At 72.1% G+C, this 13653-nt stretch carries 12 protein-coding genes; all 12 read left to right on the top strand.

Annotated elements, in window-relative coordinates:
- Positions 1-2 precede the first annotated feature (2 nt).
- The 12 genes from ACIBST_RS12820 to ACIBST_RS12875 all read left to right on the top strand — a co-directional run bounded on the left by ACIBST_RS12820 (position 3) and on the right by ACIBST_RS12875 (position 13601).
- A complete protein-coding gene (locus tag ACIBST_RS12820; RefSeq protein ID WP_364332241.1) occupies positions 3-1535 on the top strand; it encodes a UDP-N-acetylmuramoyl-L-alanyl-D-glutamate--2,6-diaminopimelate ligase in 1533 nt (510 codons plus the stop codon).
- The gene (gene murF / locus ACIBST_RS12825; protein WP_397171350.1) at positions 1532-2962 is read left to right on the top strand and encodes a UDP-N-acetylmuramoyl-tripeptide--D-alanyl-D-alanine ligase; all 1431 of its coding nucleotides are present in this window, start codon (positions 1532-1534) and stop codon (positions 2960-2962) included. Before ACIBST_RS12820 ends, murF begins: the two co-directional genes overlap by 4 nt.
- Positions 2959-4017, top strand: coding sequence for a phospho-N-acetylmuramoyl-pentapeptide-transferase (gene mraY / locus ACIBST_RS12830; protein ID WP_352325068.1), 1059 nt, complete (start codon positions 2959-2961; stop codon positions 4015-4017). The genes murF and mraY overlap by 4 nt, the downstream gene beginning before the upstream one ends.
- Complete coding sequence (murD, locus tag ACIBST_RS12835) at positions 4014-5384, top strand: UDP-N-acetylmuramoyl-L-alanine--D-glutamate ligase (RefSeq protein WP_397171352.1); 1371 nt, start codon at positions 4014-4016, stop codon at positions 5382-5384. The genes mraY and murD overlap by 4 nt, the downstream gene beginning before the upstream one ends.
- Entirely contained in the window at positions 5374-6684 is a 1311-nt protein-coding gene (gene ftsW / locus ACIBST_RS12840; RefSeq protein WP_397171354.1) for a putative lipid II flippase FtsW, read from the top strand. The genes murD and ftsW overlap by 11 nt, the downstream gene beginning before the upstream one ends.
- Before the next feature lie 12 nt (positions 6685-6696).
- Positions 6697-7773 carry an undecaprenyldiphospho-muramoylpentapeptide beta-N-acetylglucosaminyltransferase gene (gene murG / locus ACIBST_RS12845; RefSeq protein ID WP_397171356.1) on the top strand — a complete coding sequence of 359 codons (1077 nt, stop codon included), beginning with the start codon at positions 6697-6699 and terminating at the stop codon, positions 7771-7773.
- Positions 7770-9167, top strand: coding sequence for a UDP-N-acetylmuramate--L-alanine ligase (murC, locus tag ACIBST_RS12850; RefSeq protein ID WP_397171357.1), 1398 nt, complete (start codon positions 7770-7772; stop codon positions 9165-9167). The genes murG and murC overlap by 4 nt, the downstream gene beginning before the upstream one ends.
- 73 nt (positions 9168-9240) lie before the next feature.
- Entirely contained in the window at positions 9241-9903 is a 663-nt protein-coding gene (locus tag ACIBST_RS12855; protein WP_397171359.1) for a cell division protein FtsQ/DivIB, read from the top strand.
- A 335-nt stretch (positions 9904-10238) separates the two neighbouring features.
- Positions 10239-11744, top strand: a complete 1506-nt coding sequence (gene ftsZ / locus ACIBST_RS12860) for a cell division protein FtsZ (RefSeq protein WP_397171361.1) — start codon at positions 10239-10241, stop codon at positions 11742-11744.
- A 151-nt stretch (positions 11745-11895) separates the two neighbouring features.
- A complete protein-coding gene (locus tag ACIBST_RS12865; protein ID WP_397171362.1) occupies positions 11896-12588 on the top strand; it encodes a YggS family pyridoxal phosphate-dependent enzyme in 693 nt (230 codons plus the stop codon).
- Positions 12589-12726: 138 nt separating this feature from the next.
- A complete protein-coding gene (locus tag ACIBST_RS12870) occupies positions 12727-13227 on the top strand; it encodes a cell division protein SepF (protein WP_125630470.1) in 501 nt (166 codons plus the stop codon).
- Positions 13228-13307: 80 nt separating this feature from the next.
- On the top strand, positions 13308-13601 hold the full coding sequence (locus ACIBST_RS12875) for a YggT family protein (protein ID WP_125630468.1): 294 nt from the start codon (positions 13308-13310) through the stop codon (positions 13599-13601).
- The last annotated feature ends 52 nt before the right edge of the window (positions 13602-13653 follow it).

Here is a 13653-nt window from a genome sequence, read left to right on the forward strand (position 1 = left end):
CTATGCGTCCCAAGACCAGCCCGCCCCGTCCGCTGACCGGGCTCGCGACCATGCTCGACGCCGATTCCGGCACGTCGAGGTCGCCCCATGCCGCCCTGACCGGCGTCACCATCGACTCCCGCGCCGTGCAGCGCGGCGATCTCTACGTGGCGCTGCCGGGCAACCGCGTGCACGGCGCGACCTTCGCCGCAGAGGCGATGGCGCGCGGAGCCGTGGCCGTCCTCACCGACCCGGCCGGGCGGGAGGCCGCCGTGGCCACCGGCCTGCCGGTGCTGATCGTGCCCGATCCGCGCGCGCTGCTCGGGCAGGTCTCCTCCTGGGTCTACGGCCAGCCGGCCCACGACGTCCAGGTGATCGGGGTGACCGGCACGAGCGGCAAGTCCACCACCACCTTCATGGTGGAGGCCGGCCTGCGGGCGGCCGGCCACACGACGGGCCTGGTCGGCGGCGTCGAGATCGCCGCCGGAGACCTGCGCTTCGAGCCCACGCTGACCACGCCGGAGGCACCGCAGCTGCACGCCCTGTTCGCGCTGATGCGCGAGCAGGGGGTCACCGCGGCCACCATGGAGGTCTCCAGCCACGCGCTGGCGCTCGGCCGGGTCGACGGCATCTTCTACGACGTCGCCCTGTTCACCAACCTCTCCCAGGACCACCTCGACTTCCACAAGGACTTCGAGGACTACTTCGCCACCAAGGCCAGGCTGTTCCAGCCCGAGCTGAGCCGCGTCGGCGTGACCAACATCGACGACCCGCACGGCCGGGAGCTGCTGCACCGGGCCAAGGTGCCGATGACCACGTTCTCGGCGCTCGGCGACCCGGAGGCGGAGTGGCGGGCGCTGGAGGTCCGGCTCGGCGCCGACGGCAGCGCGTTCCGGGTGGCCGGTCCCGGCGGGGTCGAGGCCGACGCGCAGATCTCGCTGCCCGGTCCCTTCAACGTCGCCAACGCGCTCGGCGCGATCGTCTGCCTGGTGGAGTCGGGGGTGCCGCTCCAGACCGCCGTGCACGGCGTGGGCAGCCTCACCGGGGTGCCCGGCCGCATGCAGCGCATCACCTCCGCCGAGGAGGAGTTCCAGGCGCTCGTGGACTACTCCCACAAGCCGGGCGCCGTGGAGTCGGTGCTGCGCTCGCTGCGGGAGGTGACGGCGGGCACGCTGACGATCGTGCTGGGCTGCGGCGGCGACCGCGACACCGGCAAACGCCCGATCATGGGCGAGATCGCCGCCCGGCTGGCCGATGTGGCGATTTTCACCAACGACAACCCGCGCTCGGAGGATCCGCTCGCCATCCTGGCCGCGATGATGGAGGGAGCGCTCGGCGTTCCGCCCCGCGACCGCGCCCATGTGATCATTGAGCCCGACCGCGCGGCCGCGATCGACCTGGCCGTCGGCCGGGCCGGCCGCGGCGACGTGATCGTCGTCGCGGGCAAGGGTCACGAGCAGGGCCAGTACGTCTCAGGCGAAGTGATCCCGTTCGACGACCGCGAAGTGGTCGCCGAAGCGATCGACGCACGCAAGGAAAGCAGGAAGCACCGATGATCCCGTTGCCGCTGGCCAGGATCGCCGAGATAACCTCGGGCGCCCTGTCGGGCATGGCAGACCCCCGCGCCGTGGTGCGCGGGCCCGTAGTGATCGACTCACGCGCGGTGGAGCCGGGATCGCTGTTCGTCGCCCTCGCCGGAGAGCGGGTCGACGGTCACGACTACGCCGCGCAGGCGATCCGGGCCGGAGCGGTCGCCGTCCTGGCCTCCAGGCCGGTCGACGCGCCGGCGGTGATCGTCCCCGACGCCGCGGTCGCGCTGGCCGAGCTGGCCGCCGCGCAGGCCGCCGCGCTGCCGCAGGCCACCGTGATCGGCGTGACCGGCTCGGCGGGCAAGACCAGCACCAAAGACCTGCTGGCCAGGCTGGCCGGCCGGATGGGCCCGACCATCGCGCCCGTCGGCAGCTTCAACAACGAGCTGGGCCACCCGCTGACCGTGCTGCGCGCCGACGTCGACACCCGCTTCATGGTGCTCGAACTGGCCGCCCGCAACATCGGCCACATCAAGGACCTCACCCGCATCGCGCCGCCGACGATCGGCGTCGTGCTCAACGTCGGCACCGCGCACCTCGGCGTGTTCGGCGGCAAGGAGGCCATCGCCAAGGCCAAGGGCGAGCTGGTCGAGGCCCTGCCGCGCACCGGGGTGGCGGTGCTCAACGCCGACGACCCGCTGGTGTCGCAGATGGCCTCGCGCACCGACGCGCGCGTCACGTACTTCGGGCGCGGCGAGGGCGCGGCCATCAGGGCCGAGCAGGAGACGGTCGACGGGCGCGGGCGGGCCTCGTTCACGTTGCGCACCCCGTCGGGGGCCGCGCCGGTCACGCTCCAGCTCTACGGCGCCCATGCCGTGGAGAACGCCCTGGCCGCCGCCGCCGCGGCCTACGAGCTCGGCCTGCCGGTCGCCACGATCGCCGAGGAGCTGTCGGAGGCCACGCCGCGCAGCCGCTGGCGCATGGAGGTCACCGACCGGCCCGACGGCGTCACGGTGGTCAACGACGCCTACAACGCCAACCCCGACTCGATGCGGGCCGCGTTCGACATGTTCGGCGTGATGGGGCAGGAGCGGCGGCGGTTCGCGGTCATCGCGGCGCTGCGCGAGCTGGGCGAGGAGAGCGCGGCGCTCAACGCCGAACTGGGGCGGCTGGCGGGCGGTTCGGGCCTGACGGGCCTGGTCGTCGTCGGTCCCGACGCGGGCCCGGTGCTGGAGGGCGCGAACGAGGCGGCCTCGGCCGTCGCGGGACCGCCAGGTGGCGGAGGGCCATATGCTCCCCAGATGACCCGGATCGTACACGTCCCTGACGCCGAGGCAGCGGCGGCCGCACTGGCCGGCCTGCTGCGCCCCGGCGACGCGGTGCTCGTCAAGGGCCCCCGCGCGATGGGCCTGGAACGCACGGCGGAGCTCCTCCTCGGAGGTGCCGCTCAGTGATCAACATCGTCATCGCCGGCGCGGTGGGCCTGGTCCTGTCGATGCTGGGGACCCCCTTGGCGATCAGGCTGTTCTCGCGGCGCGGCTACGGCCAGGAGATCCGCGAGGAGGGGGTGCAGGCCCACCTGGGCAAGCGCGGCACCCCCACCATGGGCGGCATCGTGTTCGTGCTGGCCGCGCTGCTGGCCTACGGCGGCTCCCACCTGGCCACGCTGTCGCCGCCGACGGTGTCGGGCATGCTCGTGCTGTTCCTGATGACCGGCCTCGGCGCGGTCGGCTTCCTCGACGACTTCATCAAGATCTACAAGCAGCGCAGCCTGGGCCTGCGCAGCGGCGCCAAGGCCCTCGGCCAGCTCGTCGTCGGCGCCGTGTTCGCCGTGCTGATCACCCGCCAGCCCAACGTCTACGGCATCACCCCCGCCGAGACCCGGCTGTCGTTCCTGCGCGACATCGGCCCCTCGATCGGCATCGTCGGCTTCACCATCTGGGTGCTGTTCATGATCGTCGGGTTCTCCAACGCCGTGAACCTCACCGACGGCCTCGACGGCCTGGCCAGCGGCGCGACCGGCGTCGTGCTCGGCGCGTACGTGCTGATCGGCAACTGGCAGCTCCGCAACAACTGCATCGACCAGCTCGGGCCCAACTGCTACTGGGTGCGCGACCCGCTCGACCTGTCGGTGGTGGCCGCGGCCGTGCTGGGGGCGCTGGTCGGGTTCCTGTGGTGGAACGCCCCGCCGGCCAAGATCTTCATGGGCGACACCGGCTCGCTGGCCCTGGGCGGCGTGCTGGCCGGCCTGGCCATCGCCACCCGCACGCAGCTCCTGCTGATCATCCTGGCCGGGCTGTGCGTGATCATCACGGCGTCCGTCATCATCCAGGTCGGGTTCTTCAAGATGACCGGGAAACGGGTGTTCAGGATGGCGCCGCTGCAGCACCACTTCGAGCTGAAGGGCTGGGCCGAGACCACGATCGTGGTGCGGTTCTGGCTGATCGCCGGGCTCTGCGCGGCGCTCGGGCTCGGGCTGTTCTACGTCGAGTGGATGCCCAAGCCATGACGTTGACGTGCGTGGCCGGGCTCGGCGTCTCCGGCACCGCGGTGGCCGCGGCGCTGGCCGGACGCGGCGAGCGGGTCGTGGTCGTGGAGGCCGTGGAGGGGGAGCGGCAGCTCGCCGCCGCGGCCGAGCTGGCCCGGGCCGGGGTCGAGACCAGGTTCGGCGAGATGGTCCTGCCCGAGGGCGCGACCAGGCTCGTCACCACCGGCTGGGCCCCGCACCACCCGCTGGTCGCCGCCGCGCTGGCGGCCGGCGTCGAGGTCGTCGGCGAGGTGGAGCTGGCCTGGCGGCTGCGCCCGCCGCACGCCGCGCCCTGGCTCGCGCTGACCGGCACCAACGGCAAGACCACGGCCGTGCGCATGCTCACCTCGATCCTCCAGGCCGCCGGGCTCGACGCCCTGGCCGTGGGGAACGTGGGCGTCCCGGTCGTGCGCGCCGTCGCCGAGCCGTACGACGCCCTGGCCGTCGAGCTGTCCAGCTTCCAGCTCCACTGGTCCGGCACCCTGGCCCCGCACGCCGCGGCGATCCTGAACATCGCCCCCGACCACCTCGACTGGCACGGCTCCATGGCCGAGTACGCCGCCGCCAAGGGCCGCATCTACGAACGCGCCGGCACGGTGATCTACAACGCCGACGACCCCGAGTGCACCCGCCTGGCCGAGCCCTACGAGGGCGCCGTCGGCTTCACGCTGCGGGCGCCGCGCAGCGGCCAGATCGGCGTGGTCGAGGACCTGCTGGTCGACCGGGCGTTCGTGGAGGACCCGGTCGAGGCGGCGGAAGAGCTGGCCACCTTCGCCGACATCCGGCCCCTGGCCCCCCACAACGTGGCCAACGCGCTGGCCGCCTCCGCCCTGGCCCGCTCGCTCGGCGTGCCGTCCGAGGCCGTGCGGCTGGGCCTGCGCGCCTTCAAGCCCGACCCCCACCGCCTGTCCCACGTCGACCGGGTCGGCGACGTCGACTACGTCGACGACTCCAAGGCCACCAACCCGCACGCAGCCGCTGCCGCGCTGAGCGCCTACCCGTCGATCGTGTGGGTGGCCGGCGGCCAGCTCAAGGGCGCCGACGTCGACGACCTGGTCCGGCGGGCCGCGCCCCGGCTGCGCGGCGCGGTGCTGCTGGGCGCCGACCGCGCGGCGATCGCCGAAGCACTCGCGCGACACGCGCCGAATGTCCCCGTCGTGGACATCCCGGGCCAAGACACTGGTGTGATGGACACCGTCGTCACCGAAGCCGCGCGGCTGGCCTCCCCCGGGGACACCGTGCTGCTCTCCCCAGCGGGCGCCTCGCTCGACATGTTCCCCGGCTACCCGGCACGAGGGGAGGCCTTCGCGCGTGCCGTCCACGAGCTGAGGCGGCGGCGTGAGCAGTAGCACCGGCACCGCCGGCGCCCGTCCGGCCGCCGGCGAGCCCCCCAGGACCAAGGCCCAGGAGGGCCCGGCGAGCTGGGTCCGCGAGCAGCGCGCCGTGCTGAAGGAACTGCTCGACAAGCCGCTGACGACCTACTACCTGATCATCATGTGCAGCGCGCTGCTGCTCGCGCTCGGGCTCATGATGGTGTTGTCGGCCTCCGCGATCGAGGCCCAGCAGAAGACCGGCAACCCGTTCTCGTGGTTCATCAAGCAGTCGCTGTCGGCCGGCGTCGGCGTGCCCGTCATGTACGCCTGCTCGCGCCTGCCGCCGAAGTTCTTCCGCTGGGCGGGCTACCCGCTCATGGCGCTGGCGGTGCTGGCGCTGGTCATGGTGCTGTTCATCGGCGAGTCCGAGCTGGGCGCGCAGCGGTGGATCTACCTCGGGCCGTTCACCCTCCAGCCGTCCGAGCCGGCCAAGCTGGCGCTCGTGCTGTGGGGGGCCGACCTGCTGGCCAGACGGGCCAGGCAGGGCCGGATCGAGTGGCGGCAGATGCTGATCCCGCTCATGCCCGGCACCGCGATCCTGGTCGTCATGGTCCTGCTCGGCCGCGACCTCGGCACCACCCTCGTGCTCTTCATGATCTTCCTGGCGCTGCTGTGGGTGGTGGGGGCGCCGATCAAGCTGTTCGGCGGCATCCTGGCGCTGGCGGTGCTGGCCGCGGTCATCATGATCAAGGTGGAGCCGTACCGGATGGCGCGCATCGGGGCCTTCCTCGACCCGTGGGCCGACGCCCAGGGCGCCGGCTACCAGGCCGTGCAGGGGCAGATCGCGATGGGCTCGGGCGGCTGGTTCGGGCTCGGCCTGGGCAGCAGCCGCCAGAAGTGGAGCTGGCTGCCCCATGGCGAGAGCGACTTCATCTTCGCCATCCTCGGCGAGGAGCTGGGGCTGATGGGCACCCTGATGGTGGTGGCGCTGTTCGGCCTGCTCGGCTACGCGGGGCTGCGGGTGGCGGTCCGGGTCAACGACGGCTTCGTCCGCCTGGCCGCGGCGGCCATGGTGGCCTGGATCGTCGGGCAGGCGACCGTCAACATGGGCGCCGTGCTCGGCGTCCTGCCCATCACCGGCATCCCGCTGCCGCTGGTCTCCTACGGCGGATCGTCCCTGCTCCCCACGCTCGCCGCGCTGGGCATCCTGCTGTCGTTCGCCAAACGCGAGCCCGGCGCGCGCGAAGCCTTGGCCGCGCGTGGCCCCGGACCCGCCGCACGGGGCCTAAGCTGGCTTGGCCTGGGGGGTACGTCCAGAGGCCGAGTGAGACGTTAGGGAGTGACCGAGATGAGGGTGGTCCTCGCCGGTGGGGGGACGGCCGGGCACATCGAGCCCGCGCTCGCCCTTGCGGACGCGCTGCGCCATCTTGACCGGAGCGTCGGCATCACCTGCGTGGGCACCGAGCGCGGCCTGGAGACGCGGCTGGTGCCCGCCAGAGGCTACGAACTCGAACTGGTGCCGGCCGTGCCGCTGCCCAGGGCGATCACCCCGAGCCTGCTGACCGTGCCGGGCCGGCTGGCCGGGGCGATCAACGCCGTGTCGGGCGTCCTCGACCGGGTCGGCGCCGACATCCTGGTCGGGTTCGGCGGCTACGTCGCCACGCCCGCCTACCTGGCGGCCAAGCGCAAGGGCCTGCCGATCGTCGTCCATGAGGCCAACCCCCGTCCCGGCCTGGCCAACCGGCTGGGCGCCCGGCTGACCGACCACGTCTTCACCGGCTTCCCCGACGCCGCGCTGCCCAAGGCCGAGTTCATCGGCACCCCGCTGCGCCGCGAGATCGTCACCCTCGACCGGCTGTCCACCGGCGACAAGGCGCGCTCCTGGTTCGGGCTGGAGAACGACCGGCCCACGCTGCTGGTGTTCGGCGGCTCGCAGGGCGCCAGGTCGCTCAACCAGGCCGCGCTGGCCGCCGCGCCGGTGCTGCGCCGGGCCGGCATCCAGGTGCTCCACGTGCTCGGCCTGAACAACACCGTCGAGCACGAGCCGCCGCCCGGCGACCCCCAGTACGTGCTGCTGCCCTACGTCGACCGCATGGACCTCGCCTACGCCGCCGCCGACGTCGCGCTGTGCCGCAGCGGGGCCCTGACCTGCGCCGAGCTGACGGCCGTGGGGCTGCCGGCCGCGTACGTGCCGCTGCCGCACGGCAACGGCGAGCAGACCGTCAACGCCGAGCGCGTCGTGCGCGGCGGCGGCGGCCTGATGGTCGACGACTCCGATTTGTCACCCGATTGGATCATCCAGAACGTGCTGCCCATGCTCCACGACCCCGAACGGGTCGCCGTCATGTCGGAGGCCGCCTCCCGGCTGGGGCGCAAGGACGCCGATATCATGCTTGCCAGGAAAGTGTTGGAGATAGCCCGATGAGTCTCGTCAAGCTGGTCGATCCCGTAGCCGTCGAAGACCTCGGCCGCGTGCACTTCATCGGCATCGGCGGCGCGGGCATGTCAGGCATCGCCCGCATCCTGCTCAAGCGCGGCGTCCGCGTCACCGGAAGCGACGCGCGCAGCTCCGAGCTGGTGACCGAGCTGCGCGAGCTGGGCGCGACCGTGCACATCGGGCACGCCGCCTCGCACATCCGCGACGTCGACACCGTCGTGGTCTCCACCGCCATCCGCGACTCCAACCCCGAGCTGGGCGAGGCGCTCAAGCAGGGCCTGCGGATCATCCCGCGGGCCGCCGCGCTGGCCTCGGTGATGGCCGGCCGCACCGGCGTGGCCATCGCCGGCACCCACGGCAAGACCACCACCACCTCCATGCTCACCGTGGCGCTGCAGAAGTGCGGCGCCGAGCCGTCCTACTGCGTGGGCGGCCAGCTCGTCACCACCGGGCTGGGCGCCGACGAGGGCACGGGCCGGGTGTTCGTGGCCGAGGCCGACGAGAGCGACGGCTCCTTCCTCATGCTGGCCCCCGACATCGCCGTGGTGACCAACGTCGAGGCCGACCACCTCGACAACTACGGCGACCCGCGCGCGGTGCACGACAGCTTCGCCCGCTTCGCCGACCGGGTGGGCTCGCTGCTCATCGTCTGCGCCGACGACCCGGGCGCCGCCGAGCTGGTCGGGCGGGCGCGCGAGCGCGGGCTGCGGGTCAGGACCTACGGCGAGCGGGGCGAGGACTACCGGGTGACCGGCGTGCGTCCCGACGGCTTCGGCACGGTCTTCTCCATCGAGGGCAGGGGAGACGTGCGGCTGGCCGTCCCCGGGGCGCACAACGCCCTCAACGCCACCGCCGCCATCGCCGTGGCCGACGAGCTGGGGCTGGCGTTCGAGGACGTCAGAGACGGCCTGGCGGCCTTCACGGGGGCCAAGCGGCGCTTCGAGGCCAAGGGCGAGGCGGGCGGCGTCGCGGTGTTCGACAGCTACGCCCACCACCCGACCGAGCTGGCCGCCGACCTGCGGGCCGCGCGCGACGTCGTGGCCTCCTACTCGGGCACCGGCCGGGTCATCGCGATCTTCCAGCCCCACCTGTACTCGCGCACCCGGTTCTTCGCCGACGACTTCGGCGCCGCCCTCGGGCTGGCCGACGAGGTCATCGTGCTCGACGTCTACGGCGCGCGGGAGGATCCCGAGCCGGGCGTGTCCGGCGCGATGGTGGCCGGGCGCGTGCCGCTGCCCGCCGAGCGGGTGGCCTACGCCCCCGACCGGGCGGCGGTGCCCGACCTGGTGGCCGGGCGGGCGCGTCCGGGCGACATCGTGCTGACGATGGGGGCGGGCGACGTGACCGAGCTGGGGCCGCAGCTCGTGGCGCGCCTGTCCTGAGCCGTACGGGCGTGGCGGGCGGGCGCCGGGCGGTCCGGCGGCGTACGTTCGAAGCCGGCGTGCGAGGAGGGCGATGAAGGCGCGTAACGCGTTCCTGGTGCTGTTGACGGCGGGGGTGGTCGGCTCGGCCGCCTGGCTGGTGTTCTTCTCGCCGGTGCTGGGCGTGCGGTCGGTCGAGATCGTGGGAAATCTCACAGTCACCAGCGAGCGCATCAAGCAGCAGGCCGCCGTCCCCGACCTGCATCCGCTGGCCACGGTCGACCTGGCCGACGTCCAGGCCCGCGTGCTCGGCATCCGGCAGCTCGCGACGGCGAAGGTCGACCGGGTGTGGCCCGGCACGCTCAAGATCGAGGTCGTCGAGCGCGAGCCGGTGGCGGTGATCCCCGCGGGCGGCCGGTTCGCCGTGGTCGACAAGCAGGGCGTGGTGATCGAGGTCAAGGACGCGTCGCCGTTCATGCTGCCGTTGCTCAAGGTCGACCGGCCGGCCGCGGGCGACCCGGCCACCATGGCGGCGCTCCAGGTCGTCCAGGCGCTGCCGCCGGTGGTGGCGGGCAAGGTCCGGCAGGTGCGCGCGGCCTCGGCCGAGGGCGTGACGCTGGAGCTGTCCGACGGCCGTACCGTCCTGTGGGGCGGGACCGACAGGCCGCAGGAGAAAGGCCGCATCCTGGTCTCGCTCCTGGGCCGCAAGGCCACCCTGTACGACGTCAGCTCTCCCGACGTCGTGACCTTGAAGTGATCACGAGTGTCAGGGTCTGGCAACTCCGTGGCAAGGGCATCGCGTGCCTGTGCGAGGTGGGGGTCGCGGCGTGAGAGCCTGTAGATCGGAGCTTCGGCAGAGGAAGGCCCCGACCAGGCGCGACTTCGGAGCGAATCGGACAGCCCGCGACACGCCGGACGTGCTTGCGGCGCGGTTAGTTGACCCGCCTGGTAGGGGCCTCCTACTGTCCGTATCAATCCTCAGGTTGACATAAATCTAAATCTCAACCTGAGGTTGAGAGTTACGAAAACTGAGAAAAAGCGGAGACGATCCGCACCGAAATGGCAAGTCAACGAGCGGAAAGGCCCCTCGTCGTGGCAGCACCGCAGAACTACCTCGCGGTCATCAAGGTCGTCGGCATTGGCGGCGGCGGAGTGAACGCCGTCAACCGGATGATCGAGGAGGGACTCAAGGGCGTCGAGTTCATCGCCATAAACACCGACGCCCAGGCGCTGCTGATGAGTGACGCCGATGTGAAACTCGACGTGGGCCGCGAGCTCACGCGCGGACTGGGCGCCGGAGCCAACCCCGACGTGGGGCGCAAGGCGGCCGAAGACCACCGTGAGGAGATCGAGGAGGTCCTCAAGGGGGCCGACATGGTCTTCGTCACGGCCGGCGAGGGCGGTGGCACGGGCACCGGCGGCGCGCCGGTCGTGGCCAACATCGCCCGGTCGCTCGGCGCGCTGACGATCGGCGTGGTGACCCGGCCCTTCAGCTTCGAGGGGCGGCGTCGCGCCTCGCAGGCCGAGGCCGGCATAGAGACACTGCGCGACGAGGTCGACACCCTCATCGTGATCCCCAACGACCGGCTGCTGTCGATCTCCGACCGCCAGGTGAGCGTGCTCGACGCGTTCAAGGCGGCCGACCAGGTGCTGCTGTCCGGTGTCCAGGGCATCACCGATCTGATCACCACGCCCGGCCTGATCAACCTCGACTTCGCCGACGTCAAGTCGGTCATGTCGGGCGCGGGCTCGGCGCTCATGGGCATCGGCCACGCGCGCGGCGACGACCGGTCGGTCGCCGCCGCCGAGATGGCGGTCTCCAGCCCGCTGCTGGAGGCGAGCATCGACGGCGCCCACGGCGTGCTGCTGTCGATCGCGGGCGGCTCCGACCTCGGCCTGTTCGAGATCAACGAGGCGGCCCAGCTCGTCTCGATGGCCGCCGCGCCCGACGCCAACATCATCTTCGGCACGGTCATCGACGACGCCCTCGGCGACGAGGTGCGGGTCACCGTGATCGCGGCGGGCTTCGACGACGTGCCGCCGCCGGCCGAGAAGCCGCTGCCCAGGCCCGCCGCCCGGCCGGCCGCGCAGCAGGCGGCGCCGGTGTCGTCCTCGGCCCTGCGGCCCGGCGTCCCGGCCTCGCCCAGCGTGAAGTCCGAGCCGCCCGCGCCGCGCCCCGAGCCGAGGCCAGAACCGCGGCCTGAGCCGCGTGCCGAGCTCAGGTCGGAGCCGCGCCAGGAGTTCAGGCCCGAGCCGCGCCAGGAGTTCAGGCCCGAGCCCCGGCAGGAGTTCCGTCCCGAGCCGCGCCCCGAGCCTCGCCCGGAGCCGCGCGAGTTCAGGCCGGAGCCGCGTCCTGAGCCCCGCCCGGAGCCGCGTCCTGAGCCGGTGCGCCCGGTCGAGCCGGTCCAGGCCGCCGAGCCCGTCACCGCACTCGGCGACGACGAGCCGCAGGCCCCGGTCTCCATCCCGAGGCCCACGCCCGAACCGGCCAACCCGCCCACGCCCATCACCTCCCGCATGTCGGAGCCTCCCAAACGTCCTCGGGTGATCTTCGAGGAGCAGGAGGAGGAGCTCGACGTCCCCGACTTCCTCAAGTAGCTCACCACCCACCGCCGCTCCCCGCAGGCATACGGGAGCGGCGCCGTCGTGTGTGCCGGGATCCGACCCGCGGCACGGAAAGGGGGCCATCGTGGCGTACGGCGTACAGGCCGAACTGCGAGGCGATGGAGGCACGGAGAGGGAGGCAGGCGTGCGGAGGGACGAGATCGCGGCCGGTCTCGGCGAGATCGAGGCCCGCATCGGCGCGGCCTGCCACGCGGTGGGCCGCGACCGCGGCGAGGTCACCCTGATCGCGGTCACCAAGACCAGACCGGCCGACGACGTGCGCATCCTGTGCGAGCTGGGTGTGCGCGACGTCGGCGAGAACCGCGACCAGGAGGCCGCGCCCAAGGCGCACGAGCTGGCCGGCCTGCCGCTGACCTGGCACTTCGTCGGCCAGTTGCAGACCAACAAGGTGCGGTCCGTCGTCGGGTACGCCGACGTGATCCACTCGCTCGACCGCCTCCGGCTGCTGGAGGCGATCAGCAAGGAGGCCGTGCGGCAGGGCCGCAAGGTCGGCTGCCTGATCCAGGTGGCGCTCGACGACGACCCCTCCAGGGGCGGCGCCCGGCCCGCCGACGTGCTCGCGCTGGCCGACGAGGTGGCGCTGGCCGACGGAGTGTGGCTGGGCGGCGTCATGGCGGTCGCTCCCTTGGGGGAGGAGCCCGCCCGCGCCTTCGCCGTGCTGCGCGATGTCGCCGACCGCGTCCAGGAGCAGCATCCGCGGGCCACGATGGTCTCCGCGGGCATGAGCCAGGACCTCGACGAGGCGGTCGCGTACGGTGCGACACACGTGCGGATCGGTACGGCGTTGCTCGGTCGTCGCAGGCCCTTCGTCAGGTAATGTCCCCTCAAGTGGGTCTTCAGGCCCATGATCAAGTAGAGGTCGATCCGCGGTGAGCTCCAAGGGGGTACGGCTGCCGCCTCGGCCCCGGCGACGGGTCCGAGCCAGTGCGACCATGAGCAGGAGGACGACGTAGCGATGGCCGGCGCGATGCGCAAGATGGCGGTCTACCTCGGTCTCGTGGAGGACGACCGCTACGAGAGGTACGAGACCTACACCGACGAGTACGCCTACGACGACGATGTCCAGCGGACCGGCGAGGAACGGCCCGTGGCGGTCCAGGACCGCGACGAGGAGGCCGACTCCGGGGTCCCCGCGCCCAGGCCCGCCACGACGATCCTGGAGCGCCGTACGACCGACCTGGCGCGCATCACGACCCTCCATCCCCGGACCTACAACGAGGCCCGAACCATCGGAGAGCACTTCCGCGACGGCACCCCGGTCATCATGAATCTGACCGAAATGGTTGACAGCGACGCGAAGCGGCTCGTGGATTTCGCGGCAGGTCTGGTCTTCGGCCTACATGGAAGCATTGAACGTGTTACCAACAAGGTGTTCCTGTTGTCCCCTGCCAATGTCGAGGTGACCGCCGAGGACAAGGCCCGAATCGCGGAACGCGGGTTCTTCAACCAGAGTTAGAGTCTCTGTATGTCCATCGCACCCAACCGGGTCCACGCGCGGCCGGGAGGGCACACCAGAAGTGGAGGCGCGGCCGGGCCGTGGAGATCGTGAGTGGGATCTTGGTCGTAGTCCTGTCTCTGTATTTGGTACTGCTCATCGGCAGGATGATCTTTGAGACGGTGCAGGCGTTCGCCCGGCAGTGGCGGCCCTCCGGGGTCGTGCTGGTGCTGGCGGAGGCCACGTACACCGCGACAGACCCACCTCTCAAGTTCCTCCGCCGTTTCATTCCCCCGCTCCGGTTGGGTACGGTGGCCTTTGACCTAAGCTTCACTGTCCTGTTCATCGTCGTTCTGATCTTGATCCAGATCGCTGGGTCACTGGGCGGCCGGTGAGGCGGGCTGGTGGGGTGGCGGTCGTGATCCAACTCGTGTCCGCGCTGAAGTG

It is taken from the genome of Nonomuraea sp. NPDC049684, assembly GCF_044465345.1.
Classification (GTDB): domain Bacteria; phylum Actinomycetota; class Actinomycetes; order Streptosporangiales; family Streptosporangiaceae; genus Nonomuraea.

What these genes read in the sequence shown, in the direction of transcription:
- ACIBST_RS12820 (WP_364332241.1), top strand. Translation starts at nt 3, where the DNA reads ATGCGTCCCAAGACCAGCCCGCCCCGTCCGCTGACCGGGCTCGCGACC.
- murF (WP_397171350.1), top strand. Translation starts at nt 1,532, where the DNA reads ATGATCCCGTTGCCGCTGGCCAGGATCGCCGAGATAACCTCGGGCGCC.
- murD (WP_397171352.1), top strand. Translation starts at nt 4,014, where the DNA reads ATGACGTTGACGTGCGTGGCCGGGCTCGGCGTCTCCGGCACCGCGGTG.
- murG (WP_397171356.1), top strand. Translation starts at nt 6,697, where the DNA reads ATGAGGGTGGTCCTCGCCGGTGGGGGGACGGCCGGGCACATCGAGCCC.
- murC (WP_397171357.1), top strand. Translation starts at nt 7,770, where the DNA reads ATGAGTCTCGTCAAGCTGGTCGATCCCGTAGCCGTCGAAGACCTCGGC.
- ACIBST_RS12855 (WP_397171359.1), top strand. Translation starts at nt 9,241, where the DNA reads ATGAAGGCGCGTAACGCGTTCCTGGTGCTGTTGACGGCGGGGGTGGTC.
- ACIBST_RS12870 (WP_125630470.1), top strand. Translation starts at nt 12,727, where the DNA reads ATGGCCGGCGCGATGCGCAAGATGGCGGTCTACCTCGGTCTCGTGGAG.